The following is a 20790-nucleotide window of genomic DNA, read 5'->3' as shown; positions in this document are numbered from 1 at the left end:
GCCGACCCGGCATTCTCATCCCTCACACCGGTGACGACCGGAAGCGGTCTCTGCTGTGAATGAACCCATTCACAGCAGAGACTAACCCGGCGGCGGGCCCGCGCCGCTCAGCCGACCAGGAACTGGGTGGCGGCCAGCTCCCGGTAGAGCTCGTCCGCGCCCACCAGCTCCTCGTGCGTGCCGACCGCGCGCACGCCGCCGCCCTCCATCACCACGATGCGGTCGGCGTTGGTCACCGTGGACAGGCGGTGCGCGATGACCAGCACCGTGGTCTCCCTCGCGACCTCGGCGATCACCTCGCGCAGCCGCAGCTCGTTGACCGCGTCGAGCTGCGAGGTGGCCTCGTCGAGCAGCAGCAGCCTGGGCTTGCGCAGCAGCGCCCTGGCGATGGCCACCCGCTGGCGCTCGCCGCCCGACAGCAGCACACCGCGGTGCCCGACCGGGGTGTCGATCCCGTCGGGGAGCCGGGCCACCAGGTCGTCGAGCCTCGTCCGCGCGATGGCCCGGTGCAGCTCCTCCTCCGTGGCGTCACTGGCGGCGAAGAGCAGGTTCTCCCTGAGCGTGCCGGCCAGCACGGGAGCGTCCTGCTCGACGTAGCCGAGCGCGCCGCGCAGCTCACCGAGCGGCCAATCGCGGATGTCCCGCCCGTCGACGGCGATCGAGCCTGACTGGTGGTCGTAGAAGCGTTCGAGCAGCGCGAACACCGTCGACTTGCCCGCCCCCGACGGCCCGACCAGCGCCGTCAGCCCGCCGGGCGCCACCTCGAAGCTCACGCCGTCGTGCACGAGCGGCCGGTCGTCGCCGTAGCGGAAGACCACGTCCTCGAACCGCACGCCGGCCGGGCGTGCCGCCTGCGGCTCCGCGACGCCGACCGGCTCGGCGGGCAGGTCCTCGATCTCCTTGATCCGCTTCATCGCGGCGAGCCCCTGCTGCAGCTGCACGCCGCCCTGGACCAGCTGCCCGATCGGCGGCACCAGGTAGAACAGGTAGAGCAGGAACGCGATCAGCGACGACACCTCCAGCGTGCCGGAGGAGACCCGCGCGCCGCCGACACCCAGCACGGCCAGGAACGCGATCTGCACCGCCATCCACGTCGCCACTCCCGCCAGCGACGTCCATCCGGCGACCTGCAGCCCCCGGTCGCGGGCCCGCACGGCCGCGTCGCCGACCACGGCGATCTCCCGCTCCTCCGCGCCGCTGGCCTTGACGGTCCTGTACGCCTGCAGCGCCCGGTCCAGCACCGCGCCCATCTCGCCCACGGCCTCCTGGGCCTGGGTCTGCGCCCGCTGGATCCGCGGCATGATCAGCGCCACCATGCCGCCGATCACCACCACCACGAGCAGCGTCACGAGCAGCAGCACGCCGTCCATGGTCGCCATCAGGACGATGGCCCCCACCAGCATGAACGCCGAGCTGACCGAGTCGACGATGCCGTTGGTCAGCACGGCCCGCAGCAGCGTCGTGTCACCGGTCACCCGCGACAGCAGGTCGCCGGGCTTGAGTCGGTCCACGTCCGCGACCTTGAGCCGCAACATCCGGTCCACCAGGTTCCGGCGGGCGCCGAGCACGATGCCCTCGCCCGTGCGTTCCATCAGGTAACTTCCCCCGGCCGAGACGACCGCCCCGACGAGCACCGCCGCGGTCAGCCCGAGTAACGGCGCCGCCATCGACCCGGTCTGTCCGAAGGCGTCCACCACGTACTTGGCCAGCAACGGCATCGCCAGGCCCGCCGCCGAGCCGATCAGGCCCAGCAGCCCGCCCACGAGCAGGATCTTCCGGTGCGGGCGCACATAAGCCAGCAGTTCCCTGAGCACCACAGCTCCTCTCACGACATTTCTCGATTCACTCCAACGAACGGAACCCCGGGATCCGCACCGCCAGGACAACGTCAACTTAGATTGACGACTTAAGTATGTCAACTTTGGTTGACACTCATTCTCAAGGAGGAGACCGACATCCGCGGGCGGGCCACGGACGAATAGGGCGTCGAGGAATCCCGGCCGGAACCTCGCAAGTCACGAACAGCCCTTCCCGAAAGGACCGAACATGGAGCTCCGGACCAACCGGCGCGCTCTTGTCGGAATCGGCCTGGCCGCAGCCGTCGCTGTGTCGTCCCTGGCCGTGCTCCGCACAGACTCCGGCATCGCTTCCTCGCACCGCGAGGCCCCGATGATCTCGGGCGACCCGCAGCATGACAACACCGACGTGTACGCCTTCGTGAGTCCCGACAAAGCGGACTCCGTGACCTTGATCGCCAACTGGATCCCGTTCGAGGAGCCCAACGGCGGCCCGAACTTCTACCCGTTCGCGGTCAAGTCACGGCACAACATAAAGATCGACAACGATGGTGACGCCAAGACCGACATCACCTACGAGTGGACGTTCCGCAACGAGGACAAGCGCGGCAACGACACGTTCCTCTACAACAACGGCCCCGTCACCTCGCTGAACGACCCCAACCTGCTCTTCCGCCAGCGCTACACGCTCAAGCGGATCACCCCGGGCGGCTCCAGGACGCTGGTCGACGACGGCATCGTCGCGCCGAGCAACGTCGGACGCGCCTCCATGCCCGACTACGGCACCCTGCGCAACCAGTCGATCAAGAGCCTGCCGAACGGCGGCAAGACGTTCGCCGGGCAGTCGGACGAGGCGTTCTTCCTCGACCTGCGCGTCTTCGACCTCCTCTACGGCGGCGACCTGTCCGAGGTCGGTCAGGACACCACCAAGGGCTACAACGTCAACACCGTGGCCCTCCAGGTGCCCGCCAAAGACCTCGCGCTCAAGGGCGACCCCAAGCGCAACCCCGTGATCGGCGTCTGCTCGACCACCGACAAGTTCAACGGCAACTCCTTCGTGCAGGTCTCCCGCCTGTGCAACCCGCTGGTGAACGAGGTCGTCGCCCCCGCCGGGCTGAAGGACGCCTTCAACGCCCTCGACCCGTCGAAGGACGCCGACGTGCAGCCCCTGGTCGACCGGGTCACCGACCCCGAGGTGGCCAGGCTGCTGCAGAAGATCTACGGGATCAAGGCTCCGGCGACCCCGCGCAACGACCTGGTCGAGATCTTCCTGACCGGCATCGCCAAGCAGAACGGCCCCATCAAGGCCGACCTGAACTCGCAGGTGCTCAACAAGGACGCGGGCAAGCTGCGCCCCTCGGAGATGCTGCGGCTGAACATGGCGGTCCCGCCGTCCAAGTCCCCCAACCGGCTCGGCGTCCTCGGCGGCGACCTCGCGGGCTTCCCGAACGGCCGCCGGCTCGCCGACGACGTCGTGGACATCGAGCTGCAGGCCGTGGCCGGCGCCGCGCTGACCGGCAAGCTCGTGCCCGGGCTGACGGACAAGGTGGACAGGAACGACAAGCCGTTCGGGCAGACGTTCCCGTACATCCCGCTGCCGAGCAACGTGGCAGTGAACCAGCGCTGACCCGCCTGACCGGCCGGTTCCTCTCCAGACCGGCCGGTTGCCCCGGCGGCAGGCCCCGTCTCCCATCGCCTGCCGCCAGCAGAAAGGGCCGACCGGCCGCGCCCCCCGTCACGGCCGGTCGGCCCCACCTTCCGACCCCGGAGCCCGACCCCGGAGCCCGACCCCGGAGCCCGACCCGGGAGCCCGACCCTGGAGCCTTGGACATGCGTGCCTTCGCGATATTCGCCGGTCTCGCCCTCGTCGGGGCGATGCTGTTCACGATCTTCACCTTCACGGCCTCGCCCGAGCCACTGCCGGTGGCGGACGCGCAGCGCCGCGAGACGTTGCAGGAGCGGCTCAAGCGGCTGCCCGGTGACTTCCGCGGCTGGGCGCAACTCGCCTCCCAGTACGTGGACCAGGCCCGGGTCACCGGCGACCCGGCGTACTACAGCAAGGCGGAGGGCGCGCTCGCCACGGCCGCCCGGCTGAACGACCGCGACGACGCCGTCCTCACCGCCCAGGCGGCGCTGGCCGCCGGCCGGCACGAGTTCACCGACGCGGTACGGCTGGCCGAACGCGCCATCGCGGCCAACCCGTACGGCGTGGCGGCGTACGGCGTGCTGGCCGACGCGAAGACCCAGCTCGGCGACCTGCGCGGGGCACAGCGGGCCGTGGACCGGATGATGGACCTGCACCCCGGCGTCCCCGCCTTCACCCGCGCCTCCTACGCGGCCGAGCTGCGCGGCGACCTCGACAAAGCCCGCAAATATCTCGAATACGCGCACAACGACGCCTGGACGCCCGCCGACGTCGCCTACGCCCGCTACTACCTGGGCGAACTGGCCCTGCACTCGGGCGACCTCAAGACCGCGGCCGGCTGGTACGGCAAGGCCCTCACGGCCTACCCCGCCTACACGCCCGCCCTCGCCGGCCAGGCCAGGGCGGCGGCGCTAGGCGGCCGGCTCACCGAGGCACTCGGCCTGTACGAGCGCGTGGTCGAACGGCTCCCCCTCCCCCAGTACCTCATCGAGCAGGGCGAGACCCGGATCAAGGCCGGTCAGCGGGCCGACTGGACGCTGCTCGAAGCCCAGCGCAAGCTCTTCGCGGCGGCGGGCGTGCGCGACGACCTGACGTGGGCCGAGTTCGAGGCCGACCACGGCGACCCGGCCAAGGCCGTACGGCACGCCAGGGCCGAATACGCGCGCAACCCCAACCTCGTCGCCGCCGACGCCCTGGCCTGGGCCCTGTTCAAGGCGGACGAGCCGGCCGAGGCGCTCGAATACGCCGAGCGGGCCACCGCGACCGGCTGGCACAACCCGCTGCTCGCCTACCACCGCGCCGTGATCGAGCGGGCTCTCGGCCGCTCGGCGCGGGTGGATCCGGCCTTCGACCCGACGCTTTCCGCACTGGCGAGGTTCTCATGAGAGCGGTCCTGCTCGCTCTGCTGTCCGTCGCGACGGGCCTGCTGCTGTCCCTCGGCGCGACCCTCCTGCCCGCCTCCGCCCACGCGCAGACGCCCGTCTCGGCCGCCCATGCGGAGACGCTGGCTCATCCGCTCGGCCGGTTCACCGTCAACCACTACAACGGCCTGCGGGTCTCGGCTACGGCCGTGCGCAACCTCGCCGTCGTGGACCTGGCCGAGCTGCCGACCCTCCAGGCCGAGCCGGACGTGGACGCCGCCTACCCGGCCCGCCGCTGCGCCGCCCTGGCCGCCGCCCAGCGGCTTGAGGTGGCCGGGCGGACGGTGCCGTGGCGCGTGGAGGGCTCCTCCTTCACCTACGCCCCCGGCGAGGGCGGCCTGCGGACCAGCCGCCTGTCCTGCCGGCTCGTGGGCGACGTCCGCGCCTCGGGGGCCGTGACGTTCACCGACGGGTTCGAGCAGGACAGGATCGGCTGGCGCGAGATCACCGCCGCCGGCGACGGGGTGGCCCTGACCGGCTCCTCCGTGCCCGCCCGCAGCATCAGCCAGGAGCTGCGGTCCTACCCCGACGACCTGCTCACGGCCCCGCTCGACCAGCGGACGGCCACCTTCACGGTCTCCGGCCCCCTCTCCAGTCTCGGCTTTCCCCGCACCGCTGCCCCCGGCCAGTCCGGTACTTCCGGCGGCGGCGCAGTGCCCGGCGGGGTCGAGATCGGCGGGCCGATCGGGGACGCCCTGGCCGCGCTGGACCGGACGTTCACCGGCCTGATCGGCTCGGAGACGCTGACCGTGCCGCTGGGCCTGCTGGCGGTGGCGCTGGCCGTGGTGCTCGGGGCCGGGCACGCCCTCATCCCCGGGCACGGCAAGACGATCATGGCCGCGTACCTGGCGGGCCGGCGCGGGCGCCCGCGCGACGCGCTCGTGGTGGGCGCGACGGTGACGGCCACGCACACGGCGGGCGTGCTGGTGGTGGGGCTGCTGCTGACCGTGTTCACGGCGCTGGCCGGGGAGTCGGTGCTGGCCTGGCTGGGGGTGGCCAGCGGCGTGCTGATCGCCGTCATCGGCCTGCGCCTCCTCCAGAACACCCGCCACGGCCTTACGTACGGTCACGGGCATGGGCATGGGCACCGTCACGGTCACGGACATGCGCACGGGCACGGACACGGCCATGGTCATAGCGACGACAGCACCCAGCAGCACGACCACGACCAGGGCGAGCACGGACACAGCCACGACCACGACCACGAGCAGCATCGCTCCAAGCGCCGCGGCCTGATCGGGCTCGGGGTGGCGGGTGGTCTCGTGCCCAGCCCTTCGGCCCTGATCGTCCTGCTCGGCGCCATCGCCCTCGGCCGGACCTGGTTCGGCGTCGCGCTGGTCACCGCGTACGGCGTCGGCATGGCCGCCACCCTCACGATCACCGGCCTGCTCCTGGTCAAACTCGTGGACCGGCTGGAGCGGCGCGCCTCGGCCGGTCGCCGCCTGGCCGCCAGGCTGTCGGGCCTCGCCCCGATGGGCACGGCCGCCATGGTCGTCCTCCTCGGCGCGGGCCTGGCCCTGCGCTCCGTGGTCGCTCTGTAGCCCCGTCCAACCCCCGTCCAACCCCCGCCTGACCCCCGCCTGGCACCCGCGGGCGCCCACCGCTTATGGTGCCTGCGTACCGCGCGGACGCCGGAGGAGCGCTCGGCCGGGGCACGCGAGCGCATCGGGAAGGGGCCCTCATGACCGCCTACACGCGTTACGTCGCGCTCGGGGACAGCCAGACCGAGGGCCTGGGCGACGGCGACGACGTCAACGGCCACCGCGGCTGGGCCGACCGCCTGGCCGAGCACCTGGCCCGCGCCGACCCGGAGCTCCGCTACGCCAACCTGGCCGTCCGCGGCCGGGTGGCCGCGCAGATCAGGGCCGAGCAGCTGGACGCCGCGCTGGCGCTGCGGCCCGACCTGGTCACGGTCATGGCGGGGATGAACGACATCATCCGTCCCGGCTTCGACGCCGCCGCGGTGGCGGGGGTGGTGGAGGAGATGTTCGCCGCGCTGACCGGGGCGGGCGCGCACGTGGTCAGCGTGACGTTCCCCGACATCGGCAAGATCGCCCCGATGGCCCGGCCACTAGTGCCCCGGGTGCTCGACCTCAACGAGCGCATCCGCGCCGCCGCCGCCAGGCACGGGGTCACGCTGGTGGACACGTTCGCGATGGAGTTCGTCACGGACGCGCGGATGTGGGGCGTGGACCGCCTGCACGCGAGCCCGGCCGGTCACGCCCGCATCGCCGCCGCCATGGCGCACGCGCTGGGGCTGGCCGGCAGCGACGACTCGTGGATGCTGCCCTTCCCGCCGCTGCCTCCGGCGGCGCGGTGGCGGGTGGCGGCGGGCGAGGTGCGCTGGCTGGCCACGTTCGCGGGGCCGTGGATGGCGCGCCGCCTGCGCGGCCGCTCCTCGGGCGACGGCCGCACGGCCAAACGCCCGGACCTCATCCCATGGGTTCAGCCGGTCTCCGGCACACAGGGATAGCCGCTGCGGGACGGCCGCTACGGGATGGCCGCTACGGGATGGCCGCTTCGTGTGCCCGCGCCCGCCGGGACAGCCGCTACGTGTGCCGGCGCCCGCGCCGGGTGGACGGCAGATCGTGCCGCCCGGAGAGGAACTCCTGGAACGCGATCTTCGCCTTGATCACCGGCCGCCGTAACCTCTCCTCCCGGCGCACCGCCCTGGCCACCTTGCGCGGCGAGCCCTTGCCGAAGAACCAGTGGGCCCACGGCGAGCCCGGCCGCGCCAGCCGGATCGCGCCGACCAGCAGCATGGGCGGCACGAAGAGCCCCGCCATGCCGGTCCAGATCTTGCCCTTGAGCAGCGTGACGACGGCGAGCACCAGGTTGGCCACGATCAGCATGGCCGGGTTGACCGGGGTGCCGTAGTTCCAGGTGAGAGGGCGCAGGCCGATGAGGAGCAGGCCGGTGACGGCGACCGCGATGAAGACGGCGTCCACCGAGGTGCGGCCCTCCTCCTCCCAGTAGACGTCGTGCAGGTGCAGGATCAGCGCGAACTCGTCCAGCACCAGCGCCGACCCGACGCCGAACACGGAGGCCGCGGCGGCGGTGCCGATCTGCGAGCCGGGCGAGACGATGAGGGCGACGCCGCCGATCAGCATGAGCACCACGCCGAAGACCACGTGGTGGATGTGCATCTCGCCCACGTTGACGTTGCGGAACCAGCCGATCTTCGCCCTGATCAGGCGCACGTTGATGCGGGTGGCGATGAAGGCGACGATGAGCATGACGAAGTAACAGAACAGCGGCAGCCGTCCTGTGGAGATGATGCTCTGCTGAAACCAGTTCTGCATGGCCTTGGGTTCGATGGTACGAGCCGCGCGCCCCTTCCAGGCCCCATTGCCCGATCATGGCCGGTCAGGAGAGGAATGCCCGCAGCAGCGCGGCCGTCCCGTCCAGGTGTTCGGTGACGGCTCTCCTGGCCGCGTCGGGGTCGGCGGCGAGGATGGCGTCCACGATGGCCTGGTGCTGGACGGCGGCGTGGTCGAGGTTGACCTGGAGCATCGGGATGGCGTTGAGCAGGTCGCTGATCCTGGAGCGGGCGTCGGCGCACGTGGTGGCGAGCAGGGCCGAGCCGGTGAGCTCCGCGATGGACAGGTGGAAGGCGGTGTCGAGGCGGCGGTAGTCGTCCAGCCCGGCCTGGTTGAGCTCGGCGAGCCGGCGGACGAGGACGGCCTTCCTGTCGTCGGTGAGCTCGCAGGTGGCCAGGACCTGCGCCGCCCCGCACTCCACCGCCAGCCGGAACGTGAGCGCGTCCGACAGCTCGTCCTGGCCCATCTTCCTGAGGGCCTGGCGCAGGTCGCCGGCGTCGGGCTTGGGCGGGACGTAGGTGACGAACGCGCCGCCGTAGCGGCCCCTGCGTACGTCGAGATAGCCCGCGTCGGACAGGGCGCGGATCGCCTCGCGCAGCGTCACCCTGCTGATGCCGAGCCGCGCGGCCAGCTCGCGCTCGGCGGGAAGTTTGTCGCCCGGAGCGACCACGCCGAGTTTGATCGCCTGGAGCAGCCGTTCCACGGTCTCCTCGAAGGCGTTGCCGGCCCTGACCGGCCGCAACACCGTCATCAAGCGCGCCGACTCGTCCAACGTGTCCTCAGGTCTTGACAAGCGATCGTGGCATGCACATCAATGGTCTGAGACTAGCCCAATCAACGGGTGAGCGCGTCAGGCCAGATCGGAGCGACGTAGCGTGAGCGGACGAGCGAGCACCGGGTTCCTTTCCGTCGCCGAGCTGCGCGACGAGGTGGCGGACGGGCGGATCGACACCGTGCTCCTCGCGATCGCCGACATGCAGGGCAGGTTGCAGGGCAAGCGGCTGTCGGCGCGGTATTTTCTCGAAGAGGTGCTGCACCACGGCTCCGAGGGCTGCAACTACCTGCTCGCGGTCGACGTGGACATGAACACCGTGCAGGGATACTCGATGTCGTCCTGGGAGCGCGGTTACGGCGACTTCGTGATGAAGCCAGACCTCGCGACGCTGCGCCGGGTGCCGTGGCACGAGGGGACCGCGATGCTGATGGCCGACCTGACCTGGGAGGACGGCGCCGAGGTGACCGCCTCGCCGCGCCAGATCCTGCGCCGGCAGCTCGCCCGCCTGGGCGACCGGGGGCTGGCCGCGTACGTGGGCACCGAACTGGAGTTCGTCGTCTACGACGACAGCTACGAGGACGCCTGGCGCCGGGGATATCGGGATCTTTCGCCCGCCAACCTCTACAACGTGGACTACTCGCTGCTCGGCACGGCCCGCGTCGAGCCGCTGCTGCGCCGGATCAGGCGCGACATGGAGGGCGCGGGCCTGTACGTCGAGTCCGCCAAGGGCGAGTGCAACCTCGGCCAGCACGAGATCGCCTTCCGCTACGCCGAGGCGCTGGCCACCTGCGACAACCACGCCATCTACAAGAACGGCGCCAAGGAGATCGCGGCCCAGGAGGGCCGTTCGATCACCTTCATGGCCAAGCCGAACCAGCGTGAGGGCAACTCCTGCCACGTGCACATCTCCCTCCGCGGTGAGGACGGCGAGCTCGTCATGGCGGGCGAGGGACCCTACGGGCTCTCACCGCTCGGCGCCCGCTTCATCGCCGGGCAACTGGCGTGCATGCGGGAGCTGACCCTCTTGTACGCCCCCAACGTCAACTCCTACAAGCGCTTCGTCCCCGGCAGCTTCGCCCCCACGGCGGTCAAGTGGGGCGTGGACAACCGCACCTGCTCGCTCAGGCTCGTCGGCCACGGCCCGTCGCTGCGGGTGGAGAACCGGGTGCCGGGCGGCGACGTGAACCCGTACCTGGCGGTGGCGGCGCTGATCGCGGCCGGCCTGCACGGCATCGACGCCGAGCTGCCGCTGGAGGACCCGTGCCCCGGCAACGCCTACGTCAGCGGGGCCGAGACCGTGCCCCACACGCTGCGCGACGCGCTGGCCCTGTTCGAGGGGTCGAAGCTGGCCAAGGAGGCGTTCGGGGAGGACGTGGTCGACCACTACGCGAACAACGCGCGGGTGGAGCTGGCCGCGTACGACGCGGCGGTGACGGACTGGGAACTGTTCCGTGGTTTCGAGCGGATGTGACGGGGGCGCATGAAGATCGTAAATCCGGCCACCGAGGACGTCCTGGCCGACGTCGAGCTCTGCGACGCGGCCGAGGTCGACCGGGCCGTGGAGCGTGCCAGGAAGGCGTACGCGACGTGGCGTGAGGTGGCCCCGGGCGACCGGGCGCGGCTGCTGCGCCGCTTCGCCGACCTGGTGGACGCGCACGGCGAGGAGCTGGCGGGGCTTGAGCTGGCCAACGCCGGCCACACCGTCGCCAACGCCCGCTGGGAGGCCGGCAACGTCCGCGACGTACTGCACTTCTACGCCGGGGCGCCTGAGCGCGACCACGGCAAGCAGATCCCGGTGCCCGGTGGGGTGAACCTGACGTTCCAGGAGCCGATGGGCGTCGTGGGGATCATCGTGCCGTGGAACTTCCCGATGGTGATCATGACGTGGGGCATGGCCCCGGCTCTGGCGGCGGGCAACACCGTGATCGTCAAGCCGGCCGAGTGGACTCCGCTGACCGCGCTGAGGCTGGCCGAGCTGGCCCTGGCGGCGGGCCTCCCCGAGGGGGTGCTCCAGGTGCTGCCTGGGGCAGGGGAGGTCGCGGGAGCCCGCCTGGTCGAGCACCCCGACGTGGCGAAGATCGTGTTCACCGGCTCGACCGAGGTGGGCAAGGAGATCGCGGCCAAGGCGGCGCGCCAGGTCAAGCGGGTCACGCTGGAGCTGGGCGGCAAGTCGGCGAACATCGTCTTCGCCGACGCCGACCTGGACAAGGCCGCCCGCACCGCCCCCTGCGCCGTCTTCGACAACGCCGGCCAGGACTGCTGTGCCCGGTCGAGGATCCTCGTCCAGTCGTCCGTGTACGACGCATTCATGGCCCTGCTCGCCCCGGCCGTCCAGGACGTCAAGGTCGGCGACCCGCGTGACGAGAGCACCGAGATGGGCCCGCTGATCAGCGCCGAGCACCTCGACCGGGTCCGCGGCTTCGTCGAGGGCACCCCCTGGCTGCAGGGCTCCTGCCCCCAGGGCAAGGGCTTCTGGTTCCCGCCGACGGTGCTGACCCCCGAGCTGACGGACCGCGCGTTCACCGAGGAGATCTTCGGCCCGGTCGTGTCGGTGGTCAGGTTCGAGGACGAGGCGCAGGCCGTGCGGATCGCCAACGACACCCCCTACGGCCTGAGCGGCTCGATCTGGACCCGCGACGTCGGCCGGGCGCTGCGCGTGGCCAGGGCGGTCGAGTCGGGCGCGCTGTCGGTCAACTCCCACTCCTCCGTCCGCTACTGGACCCCGTTCGGCGGCTTCAAGCAGTCCGGCCTCGGCAGGGAGCTCGGCCCGGACGCCCTGGCCGCCTTCACCGAGACCAAGAACGTCTTCATCTCATCGGAGTGACACACATGCAGCGGTTGCAGGATCGGGTGGCGGTCATCACCGGCGCGGGCGGCGGCATCGGGCTGGCCACGGCCCGCCGCTTCGCCGAGGAGGGCGCCAAGGTGGTCTGCGCGGACATCGACGAGGAGGCGGGGGTCAAGGCCGCGACCGAGGTCGGCGGCCTGTTCGTACGGGCCGACGTGACCAGCGAGGACGACGTCGTGCGGATGTTCGCCACGGCGCACGACACCTACGGCAGCGTGGACATCGCCTTCAACAACGCCGGCATCTCGCCGCCCGACGACGACTCGATCCTGGAGACCGGCATCGACGCCTGGCGCCGCGTCCAGGAGGTGAACCTGACCAGCGTCTACCTGTGCTGCAAGCACGCGATCCCGTACATGCGCCGCCAGGGCAAGGGCTCGATCATCAACACCGCGTCCTTCGTGGCGGTGATGGGCTCGGCCACCTCGCAGATCTCCTACACCGCGTCCAAGGGCGGGGTGCTGGCGATGTCGCGGGAGCTGGGCGTGCAGTTCGCCAGGGAGGGCATCAGGGTCAACGCCCTGTGCCCGGGACCGGTGAACACGCCGTTGCTGCGGGAGTTGTTCGCCAAGGATCCCGAGCGGGCGGCGCGGCGGCTGGTGCACGTCCCCGTGGGCCGCTTCGCGGAGGCGTCGGAGATCGCGGCGGCGGTGGCGTTCCTGGCCAGCGACGACGCCTCGTTCATCACCGGCAGCGAGTTCCTGGTGGACGGCGGCATCTCCGGTGCCTACGTCACACCGCTCTAAGGGGGTCATGGTGCGTCGTCCCGTCATCGGCATCACCTGTTACGTCGAGCCCGCCTCGTTCACGGTGTGGCAGGACACGACGGCCGCGCTGCTGCCGTACGCGTACGTGGAGCAGGTCGTGCGGGCCGGCGGCCAGCCGGTCGTGCTGCCTCCGGCCGGCGCGCCCGCCTCCGTCGTGCGCGGCCTGGACGGGCTGATCCTGGCCGGGGGCGGCGACATCGACCCGGCCAGGTACGGCGCCGCCCCGCACGAGCGGATCGGCTACGTCAGGCGGTTCCGCGACGAGGCGGAGTTCGCCCTGCTCGCCGCGGCCCTGGACGCCGGGCTGCCCTACCTGGGCATCTGCCGCGGCCTCCAGGTGCTCAACGTGGCCCTGGGCGGCAGCCTGCACCAGCACCTGCCCGACGTGGTCGGCCACACGGACCACTGCCCAGGGCCCGGCCGGTTCGGCGACCTGCCGGTGAACGTCGTGCCGGGCACCCGGCTGGCGAAGGCATTGGGCGAGGAGCCGGTGGCGGTCCCGCACTACCATCACCAGGCCGTCGATCGCCTGGCCCCCGGCCTGGCGGTCACGGCCACGAGCGCCGACGGCACGATCGAGGCCGTCGAGCTGGACGCGGCTTTCGTGGTGGCCGTGCAGTGGCACGCGGAGATGGCGGAGGGCCACGCGTTGTTCGACGCGCTGGTGTCCGCCTGCTGAGACGCGTGCGCCGGCGGCGGGTCACGACTGCCCTGGACGCGACAACGACCCCCGGACGGCACTAGGCTGGCGGCAATCACCGACGCATCGTGCGGGAGAGCACCCTGACAGCCGGTCAGGGTCCCTGAAGGAGCAAGCCCTCCCCGCAAACCTCTCAAGGCAAAGGACCGCACGGCTAAGGGTGACCTCTGGAAAGCAGGCCCGTGGGCCTCGCCGAAGGTGAAAGTCCGGCAAAAGTCGGGCGAAGCTCTCAGGCATCGATGACAGAGGGGGAGGATCCTGGCATCCAACCCTGTCCTGAGGTGCGACCAATGTCCCGACCGACACCGCTACGAGACGTTCACGAGAGCCTCGGCGCCACGCTCACCGACTTCGCGGGCTGGCTCATGCCGCTCCGGTACGGCAGCGAGTCCGCGGAGCACAAGGCCGTGCGCGAGGCGGCCGGGCTGTTCGACCTGTCCCACATGGGAGAGATCTTCCTGACCGGGCCGCAGGCCGGCCAGGCGCTGGACCACGCGCTGGTCGGGCATCTGTCGGCGCTGGCGCCCGGGCGGGCGCGCTACACCATGATCGTGGACGAGCGCGGCGGGGTGCTCGACGACCTCATCGTCTACCGGCTCGGGGACGAGGAGTTCATGGTCGTGGCCAACGCCTCGAACTATGAAAAAGTCGGAAATGAGCTGACAATTCGCTCTAAGGCGTTCGATGTGGTCGTCGAGGATCGGTCCGACCAGTACGCGCTGATCGCCGTCCAGGGGCCCCGCTCGCAGGAGATCCTGGCCACGCTCACCGACGCCGACCTCGCCGGGCTCAAGTACTACGCCGGGCTGCCCGGCGTGGTGGACGGCCGGCAGGCCCTCATCGCCCGTACCGGCTACACCGGCGAGGACGGGTTCGAGCTGTTCGTCGCCAACGACGACGCGGTGCCGCTGTGGCACGCCCTCACGGCGGCCGGGGAGCCGTACGGGCTCAAGCCCGCCGGCCTGTCCAGCCGCGACACGCTCAGGCTCGAAGCCGGCATGCCTCTTTACGGCAACGAGCTGCACGCCGGGCTCACCCCGTTCGACGCGGGGCTGGGCCGGGTGGTGAAATTCGACAAGCCCGGTGACTTCGTCGGCAGGGCGGCGCTCGAGGCGGTCAAGGACGACACGCCGCGACGCCGGCTCGTCGGCCTGGTCGCGCGGGGCCGCCGGGTGCCGCGCCACGGTTACCCGGTCACGAAAGACGGCGCCGTCGTCGGCGTGGTCACCAGCGGCGCGCCTTCCCAGACCCTGGGCAAGCCGATCGCGATGGCCTACGTGGACACCGGCGCGGAAACAGGCCTGGCCGTGGACATCCGGGGCAGCCATGAACCTATGGACGTGGTCGAGCTGCCCTTCTACAGGAGGAACAAGTGAGCAACATCCCTGACGACCTGAGCTACACCAAGGAGCACGAGTGGGTGGCCGGCCTCGAAGACGGCCTCACCGTGACCGTCGGCATCACGGCCTTCGCCGCCGAGGCCCTTGGTGATGTCGTCTACGTGCAGCTCCCCGAGGTCGGCTCGACCATCGAGCGGGGCGACTCCGTCGGCGAGGTGGAGTCGACCAAGTCCGTCAACGAGATCTACGCGCCGGTCGGCGGCGAGATCGTGGAGGTCAACCAGGCCGTCGTGGACGACCCCGGCCTGGTGAACAGCGACTCCTACGGCGAGGGCTGGATGTTCAAGGTGCGCGTGGAAGGCGACACCGAAGAGCTGCTGACGCCCGAGGAGTACACAGCGCTCACCAAGGGCAGCGAGTCCTGACCCACCGCCGGGGCCCGCACGGCCGGGCCCCGGCCCCTAAGAAGGGCGCACATCAATGGCGATCAGCGTCTTCGACCTGTTCAAGATCGGTATCGGACCGTCCAGCTCCCACACCGGCGGCCCGATGGCCGCCGCGCACAAATTCGCCCGCGGCCTGCACGAGGACGGCCTGCTCGACCGGGTGGCCCGGGTCGAGACCATCCTGTACGGCTCGCTCGGCCTGACCGGCAAGGGCCACGGCAGCGACAAGGCGGTCCTGCTCGGCCTGTCCGGCGAGAAGCCCGAACTGGTGGACGTGGACAGCGTCGAGGCCCGCATCGCCGCGATGCGCGAGTCCGGCACGCTCAAGCTCTACGGCACGCACGAGATCCCGTTCGTCGTCGGCGAGCACCTCGTCTTCGAACGCAAGATCTCGCTGCCGGAACATCCCAACGGCATGCGCTTCACCGCCTGCACCGCCTCCGGCGAGCCGATCAGGGAGAAGGTCTACTTCTCGGTCGGCGGCGGCTTCGTGGTGGACGAGAAGGCCACCGGCGCCGACCGCATCAAGCCCGACGACACCGTGCTGCCCTTCCCGTTCACCACCGGCGAGGAGCTGCTCAAGCACTGCTCCAACACGGGCCTGTCGATCTCCGCCCTCATGCTGGAGAACGAGCAGGCGTTCGGCCGCACCGAGGAGCAGATCCGGGAGGGCCTGCTCAACCTGTGGCGGGTGATGTCCGAGTGCGTGCGCCGCGGCATCTCCAAGGAGGGCGTCCTGCCCGGCGGCCTGAAGGTCAAGCGCCGCGCCAACCAGCTGCACCGCCGCCTGCAGTCGGAGCCGGCCGAGAAGGACCCGCTCCAGGCCATGGACTGGGTGGCGCTCTTCGCCCTCGCCGTCAACGAGGAGAACGCCGCCGGCGGCCGCATCGTCACCGCCCCCACCAACGGCGCCGCCGGCATCATCCCCGCCGTCCTGACCTACTACACCCGCTTCGTCCCCCACGCCGACGACGAGGGCGTGGTCCGCTTCCTGCTGACGGCCGGCGCGATCGGCGTGCTGTTCAAGGAGAACGCCTCGATCTCCGGCGCGGAGGTGGGCTGCCAGGGCGAGGTGGGCTCGGCCTGCTCCATGGCCTCCGCCGGCCTCACCGAGGTGCTCGGCGGCACCCCCGAGCAGGTGGAGAACGCCGCCGAGATCGGCATCGAGCACAACCTGGGGCTGACCTGCGACCCGATCGGCGGCCTGGTCCAGATCCCGTGCATCGAGCGCAACGCGGTCGCCTCCAACAAGGCCATCACCGCCGCCAGGATCGCCCTGCGCGGCGACGGAAAGCACTACGTGGCGCTCGACAAGGCCATCAAGACGATGCGCATCACCGGGCAGGACATGCTGGACAAGTACAAGGAGACCTCACGCGGCGGCCTGGCCGTCAACGTGATCGAGTGCTGACCGGGCGGCGACCCGGCCTTTCAACGTGATCGGGCACCGGCCGGGCGGCGGACGTGCAGCCGTACGACGGCGGGGGCCTCGTCATCGCGGACCTCCCGCCGGATCCGGCCGACGATGTCGCCGTCCAGCTTGCCCACCACCGCGCCCACGTCGGCCGCCGCCGGGCAGGTCAGGGAGATGCGCAGCCCGTCCTCGGCGACCCTGACCCCCGCCCGGCCCAGCCCCTCCACGCCCTTGAGGCCCACGAAGAGCATGGCCGTGCCCGTGCCGTTGGGTGTGCCCCTGCGGCCCCAGCCCAGGCACAGCAGCAGCCAGCGCAGGCAGACCAGGGTCAGCAGCAACAGGCCCAGGGCCAGGAACCACAGCGGCCACGGCTCCTCCGCCAGCGTCCGGTACGCCTGCGCGGGCAGCACCCTGGCGCCCGGCGGCAGGCCGAGGAAACGGTCCTCGCCGCGCAGCCACGCGTACGCGCCGAGGCCCAGCAGCGTCGCCCCGACGATCGCCAGCCCGACCCGATTCCCGGTGTACTGACGCATCAGACGTACCTCCCACTGTCCCGGCAGATCACACGGCGCCCCCGCCGTACCGGAGAGCCCATCACGCGGACCTCCTGCGCAGACGCACCACGACCTCGCCCGTCCCTAGGGTGCCCACGCCCGCCAGACGGTCCCCCACCGCGACCCCGACCTGCCGCAACATCTGGCCCGAGCTCTCCGCGCTCGTCACGACCGTGACCTCGATGGTGCGCCGGCGCAGGCGTACCCGGGCCTTGTCCACCCCCGCCACCTGCTGGGCGGCGGCGCGGAGCGTGCGGCGCAGTCCTGAGCGGGTGATCCCGATGACGATCAGTGGGTCGGACGTCTCCACCGGCACCGTCCTCGACCGGCCCGGCACGACCGCGAGCAGCAGCATCAGCACGCCCGCCCCCGACATGACCAGGGACGGCGTGGCGAGCTCCGGCCACGTGCTCTTCGTGGCGAGATCGACCGCCTCGTTCACCGGCACCCAGCCGAGCGGCGCGCCGAGCAGCCCCGAGACCACCTCGGCCGCGGTCACCCCCAGCCCGGCGGCCAGCGTCAGCGCGACCAGGGCCCCCGGAACGGTACGCGCCGGCCGCAACGCCCTGTTCGCCCGGCGCAGCCCGGTGTGCCGCGGGGTGACGGCGGCACCGGGCAGTATCTGCTGAAGCGTGGTCATCACAACGACAGACGTACATGGATCCCGCATGACCTGAACCGCGCCCTCGCCGCCCATTTGCCCGATCATTACGGGGACGACGATCAACACGAACAAGCCTCATATTCATTTGCCCGATATGTCGTTACGCTGCTGGTATGGATGACCGCCAGCGCTACGACAGAGCCACAGCGGCCCTGGAAGCGCCGTTCGCGATCCTCGACCTGGCGGCCATGCGCGCCAACGCCGCCGACCTCGTCCGCCGCGCCGCCGGCAAGCCCATTCGGGTCGCCAGCAAATCCATCCGCAGCCGGGCGGTCCTCGAACGTGTCCTGGCCATGGACGGCTTCCGCGGCATCATGGCCTTCACCCTGCCCGAAGCGCTCTGGCTGGCCGGCCACGGCTTCACCGACATCCTCGTCGCCTACCCCACCGCCGACCGGCACGCCCTCGCCACCCTGGCCGCCGACCAGGACGCCGCCCGGCGGATCACCGTCACCATCGACTCGGCCACCCACCTCGACTTCATCGACGCCGCCGTGGCCCACGTGCACCCGCGCGCCGAGCTCAGGACCTGCCTCGACATCGACGCCGGCTACCTCGCCCTCGGCGGACGGTTCAGGGCCGGCGCGCTGCGCTCCCCCGTCCGCGAGCCCGACCAGGCCGCCGACCTGGCCGCCGGCATCGCCAAGCGCCCCGGGTTCCGGCTGGCCGGGCTGATGGCGTACGAGTCGCAGATCGCCGGCCTCGGCGACGACCCGCCAGGCAACGCCGTCTACACCCGCCTCATCCGGCTCATGCAGGCCCGCTCCGCCAGGGAGCTCATCGTCCGGCGCGGCCGCGTCGTGAACGCCGTACGCCAGTACACCGACCTCGAATTCGTCAACGGCGGCGGCACCGGCTCCGTGGAACGCACCGTACGCGAGAAGGCCATCACCGAGGTGGCGGCCGGCTCAGGGCTCTTCCACCCCAGGCTGTTCGACTTCTACCGCCGCTTCACCGGCCGGCCGGCCGCCCTCTTCGCCCTGCCCGTGGTCCGCCGGCCCGACATGGAGACGGTGACCGTACTCGGCGGCGGCTACCCGGCCTCCGGCTCGGCCGGGCCCAGCCGGCTGCCCCAGCCGTACCTGCCCGCCGGCCTGCGCTACGCGCCCGACGAGGGCGCGGGCGAGGTGCAGACCCCGCTCATCGGCCAGGCCGCCGCGGAGCTGCGGATCGGGGACCGGGTGTGGTTCAGGCACGCCAAGGCGGGCGAGCTGTGCGAACGCTTCGACGCCCTCCACCTCGTGGACGGCGACACCCTGGTCGAGACCGTGCCGACGTACCGAGGCGAGGGCCAGACCTTCCTCTGACCCCCGGAGCACGTCAACTGGCCCCCGGAGCACGTCACCCGCTCAACGACCGACCCCAGGAACGCGTGAACCGCTCAACGACGATTCAACGACGATTGCGCCTGCGCCGCCACAGCACGACGGCCGCCCCCACGACCAGCACCGCGCCCACCGCGATCAGCACAGGACCCATGTCGGGCCGCTCGTCCTCCCAGACCCGATCCGGCTCCTCCCCGTCGTACGGCACCGGCCGAGGCGTCACCCCCAGCGCGTCACCCACGGACGCCACGAAGTTCCCCGCCCTGATCTTGACGTCCGCCACCGTACGCTCGGCGACCCGCTTGGGGCTCACCCGGTCGGCAATGGCGTCGACCGTCTGCGCCAACTCCGCGCGCGTCCGCGCGATCCGCCGCTCCAGCTCGTCGGGATCGGTGTCAGCCATGGCTCTCCTTTCGACCGTACGCGTGCCCGGCGCCGCGTGCCGTGCTGGGCTTCGTATCTGGGTGATCAGTCTGTCAGGTCGGCACGCCGTACGGCACGGCGGCCAGGCCGGTAGGTTGGCGGGGAGAACTCAGGAGGGCCAATTGACCGAAACCAAGCTCGCGCCCGGCGACGCCGCGCCCGAGTTCACGCTACCCACCGCCGACGGCGGCACCGTCTCCCTGGAGACCTACCGCGGCAAGCGGGTGATCCTCTATTTCTACCCCGCCGCGATGACCCCCGGCTGCACCAAGCAGGCCTGCGATTTCCGCGACAGCCTCGACCAGCTCACCGCCGAGGGTTTCGTCGTCCTCGGCGTGTCGAAGGACAAGCCGGCCAAGCTGACCAAGTTCGCCGAGCGCGACGCGCTGACCTTCCCCCTGCTGTCCGACCCCGACCTCACCGTCCACCAGGCCTACGGCGCGTACGGCACGAAGAAGCTGTACGGCAAGGAGGTCGTGGGCGTCATCCGCTCGACGTTCGTCATCGACGGGGACGGAAAGGTGGAGCAGGCCCTCTACAACGTGAAGGCGACGGGCCACGTGGCCTCACTCAAGAAGAAGCTCGGCCTCCTCTGACCCGACGGGCCCTCCATTCCCGGAGGGCCCGCAAAGGCGACATTCTCCGCATGCTCGCAGCGATTTCCCGGCCGCGGGAAAACGTCGGAGTCGTTCTCTAGGCTCGCGTCGTGGCCGCGTACATCAAGTATTCCCGCGAGTCGCTCGCCGAGGCCGCCGCGGAGTCGCGTAGCGTCGCCGACGTGCTCAGGCGCCTCGGGATCAAGTGGACCGGGGGCAGCCACGCCCACATCAGCCGGCGGCTCAAACACTTCGGCATAGACACTTCTCACTTCGTCGGCCAGGCCCACGGCAAAGGGCGGCGTTCCGCGACCGCGCGCTCCTACCAGGAAGTTCTGGTGACGCGCCCGCCCGGTTCCATTCGCGAGAAGGCGCCGATTCTCCGCCGCGCTCTGGTCGAAGCAGGGGTCCCGTACACGTGCGCAGGCTGTAAGATTGGCGGCACGTGGCAGGGAAGGCCGCTGACGCTCCATGTCGACCACATCAGTGGCGACTGGCTCGACAATCAAATGGAGAATCTCCGCTTCCTGTGCCCGAATTGCCATTCCCAGACCGAAAATTTCGCGGGCAAGGGAAAGGTGAAAAGGGGTCGTAGCCCAATGGCAGAGGCGCAGTCTTTAGGTGGCTGTTAGTGTGGGTTCGAATCCCACCGGCCCTACATTGTGATGTCTCAGGACATCGGAAACCCTCGAACCTACGGGTTCGGGGGTTTCGTCTTGCTGGGGTTTGCCTGAGGTTGGTAATCGCGGCTGGGGT

Annotated in this window: 20 protein-coding genes, 1 tRNA gene and 1 riboswitch; of the genes, 15 read left to right on the top strand and 6 right to left on the bottom strand. The window is 70.9% G+C overall.

Annotation, left to right across the window (positions count from 1 at the left end; genetic code table 11):
• Positions 1-107: 107 nt before the first annotated feature.
• On the bottom strand, positions 108-1814 hold the full coding sequence (locus AB0C27_RS43595; protein WP_357857749.1) for an ABC transporter ATP-binding protein: 1707 nt from the start codon (positions 1812-1814) through the stop codon (positions 108-110).
• Between the two features lie 232 nt (positions 1815-2046).
• Between AB0C27_RS43595 and AB0C27_RS43590 the strand changes: the two genes are divergently transcribed.
• The 4 genes from AB0C27_RS43590 to AB0C27_RS43575 all read left to right on the top strand — a co-directional run bounded on the left by AB0C27_RS43590 (position 2047) and on the right by AB0C27_RS43575 (position 7335).
• Positions 2047-3423, top strand: a complete 1377-nt coding sequence (locus tag AB0C27_RS43590; RefSeq protein ID WP_357857746.1) for a DUF4331 domain-containing protein — start codon at positions 2047-2049, stop codon at positions 3421-3423.
• A gap of 203 nt (positions 3424-3626) precedes the next feature.
• Positions 3627-4826, top strand: coding sequence for a tetratricopeptide repeat protein (locus AB0C27_RS43585; protein WP_357857743.1), 1200 nt, complete (start codon positions 3627-3629; stop codon positions 4824-4826).
• Complete coding sequence (locus AB0C27_RS43580; protein ID WP_357857740.1) at positions 4823-6403, top strand: High-affinity nickel-transporter; 1581 nt, start codon at positions 4823-4825, stop codon at positions 6401-6403. Before AB0C27_RS43585 ends, AB0C27_RS43580 begins: the two co-directional genes overlap by 4 nt.
• A 140-nt stretch (positions 6404-6543) precedes the next feature.
• Positions 6544-7335, top strand: a complete 792-nt coding sequence (locus AB0C27_RS43575; protein WP_357857737.1) for an SGNH/GDSL hydrolase family protein — start codon at positions 6544-6546, stop codon at positions 7333-7335.
• A 76-nt stretch (positions 7336-7411) separates the two neighbouring features.
• On the opposite strand, the gene AB0C27_RS43570 is transcribed toward AB0C27_RS43575, so the two are convergent.
• Both AB0C27_RS43570 and AB0C27_RS43565 read right to left on the bottom strand, forming a co-directional pair.
• Entirely contained in the window at positions 7412-8164 is a 753-nt protein-coding gene (locus tag AB0C27_RS43570; protein ID WP_357857734.1) for a hypothetical protein, read from the bottom strand.
• 64 nt (positions 8165-8228) lie between these two features.
• Positions 8229-8933 carry an FCD domain-containing protein gene (locus AB0C27_RS43565; protein ID WP_357857731.1) on the bottom strand — a complete coding sequence of 235 codons (705 nt, stop codon included), beginning with the start codon at positions 8931-8933 and terminating at the stop codon, positions 8229-8231.
• 124 nt (positions 8934-9057) lie between these two features.
• Between AB0C27_RS43565 and AB0C27_RS43560 the strand changes: the two genes are divergently transcribed.
• The 7 genes from AB0C27_RS43560 to AB0C27_RS43530 all read left to right on the top strand — a co-directional run bounded on the left by AB0C27_RS43560 (position 9058) and on the right by AB0C27_RS43530 (position 16469).
• Entirely contained in the window at positions 9058-10428 is a 1371-nt protein-coding gene (locus AB0C27_RS43560) for a glutamine synthetase family protein (protein ID WP_357857728.1), read from the top strand.
• Between the two features lie 9 nt (positions 10429-10437).
• Complete coding sequence (locus AB0C27_RS43555; protein ID WP_357857724.1) at positions 10438-11781, top strand: aldehyde dehydrogenase family protein; 1344 nt, start codon at positions 10438-10440, stop codon at positions 11779-11781.
• 5 nt (positions 11782-11786) lie between these two features.
• Entirely contained in the window at positions 11787-12551 is a 765-nt protein-coding gene (locus tag AB0C27_RS43550; protein ID WP_357857721.1) for a 3-oxoacyl-ACP reductase, read from the top strand.
• 7 nt (positions 12552-12558) lie between these two features.
• The gene (locus AB0C27_RS43545; RefSeq protein WP_357857718.1) at positions 12559-13251 is read left to right on the top strand and encodes a gamma-glutamyl-gamma-aminobutyrate hydrolase family protein; all 693 of its coding nucleotides are present in this window, start codon (positions 12559-12561) and stop codon (positions 13249-13251) included.
• Positions 13252-13333: 82 nt separating this feature from the next.
• Positions 13334-13431: riboswitch (glycine riboswitch) on the top strand.
• Positions 13432-13562: 131 nt separating this feature from the next.
• Positions 13563-14648 carry a glycine cleavage system aminomethyltransferase GcvT gene (gene gcvT / locus AB0C27_RS43540; protein ID WP_357857715.1) on the top strand — a complete coding sequence of 362 codons (1086 nt, stop codon included), beginning with the start codon at positions 13563-13565 and terminating at the stop codon, positions 14646-14648.
• On the top strand, positions 14645-15037 hold the full coding sequence (gene gcvH, locus AB0C27_RS43535) for a glycine cleavage system protein GcvH (RefSeq protein ID WP_346104794.1): 393 nt from the start codon (positions 14645-14647) through the stop codon (positions 15035-15037). Before gcvT ends, gcvH begins: the two co-directional genes overlap by 4 nt.
• Before the next feature lie 55 nt (positions 15038-15092).
• Complete coding sequence (locus AB0C27_RS43530) at positions 15093-16469, top strand: L-serine ammonia-lyase (protein WP_357857712.1); 1377 nt, start codon at positions 15093-15095, stop codon at positions 16467-16469.
• Between the two features lie 20 nt (positions 16470-16489).
• Here AB0C27_RS43530 and AB0C27_RS43525 read toward each other — a convergent pair whose 3' ends face one another.
• Positions 16490-17005, bottom strand: coding sequence for a hypothetical protein (locus AB0C27_RS43525; protein WP_357857709.1), 516 nt, complete (start codon positions 17003-17005; stop codon positions 16490-16492).
• A gap of 61 nt (positions 17006-17066) precedes the next feature.
• Positions 17067-17666, bottom strand: a complete 600-nt coding sequence (locus AB0C27_RS43520; protein ID WP_357857706.1) for a DUF6286 domain-containing protein — start codon at positions 17664-17666, stop codon at positions 17067-17069.
• A 137-nt stretch (positions 17667-17803) separates the two neighbouring features.
• On the opposite strand from AB0C27_RS43520, the gene AB0C27_RS43515 reads away from it, so the two are divergent.
• Positions 17804-18997 (top strand): amino acid deaminase/aldolase, encoded by a 1194-nt coding sequence (locus AB0C27_RS43515; protein ID WP_357857703.1) that lies wholly within the window; start codon positions 17804-17806, stop codon positions 18995-18997.
• 85 nt (positions 18998-19082) lie between these two features.
• Here AB0C27_RS43515 and AB0C27_RS43510 read toward each other — a convergent pair whose 3' ends face one another.
• The gene (locus AB0C27_RS43510) at positions 19083-19418 is read right to left on the bottom strand and encodes a DUF3618 domain-containing protein (RefSeq protein ID WP_357857700.1); all 336 of its coding nucleotides are present in this window, start codon (positions 19416-19418) and stop codon (positions 19083-19085) included.
• 142 nt (positions 19419-19560) lie between these two features.
• On the opposite strand from AB0C27_RS43510, the gene bcp reads away from it, so the two are divergent.
• The 3 genes from bcp (at position 19561) to AB0C27_RS43495 (ending at position 20692) form a co-directional block, all read left to right on the top strand.
• Positions 19561-20034, top strand: a complete 474-nt coding sequence (gene bcp / locus AB0C27_RS43505) for a thioredoxin-dependent thiol peroxidase (RefSeq protein WP_357857697.1) — start codon at positions 19561-19563, stop codon at positions 20032-20034.
• 110 nt (positions 20035-20144) lie between these two features.
• Entirely contained in the window at positions 20145-20666 is a 522-nt protein-coding gene (locus AB0C27_RS43500; RefSeq protein WP_357858104.1) for an HNH endonuclease signature motif containing protein, read from the top strand.
• Positions 20620-20692, top strand: a tRNA-Leu gene (locus tag AB0C27_RS43495). The genes AB0C27_RS43500 and AB0C27_RS43495 overlap by 47 nt, the downstream gene beginning before the upstream one ends.
• The last annotated feature ends 98 nt before the right edge of the window (positions 20693-20790 follow it).

Source organism: Nonomuraea sp. NPDC048882 (assembly GCF_040649755.1).
Classification (GTDB): domain Bacteria; phylum Actinomycetota; class Actinomycetes; order Streptosporangiales; family Streptosporangiaceae; genus Nonomuraea; species Nonomuraea maheshkhaliensis.
This window is presented reverse-complemented; position numbering and strand designations above follow the sequence as displayed.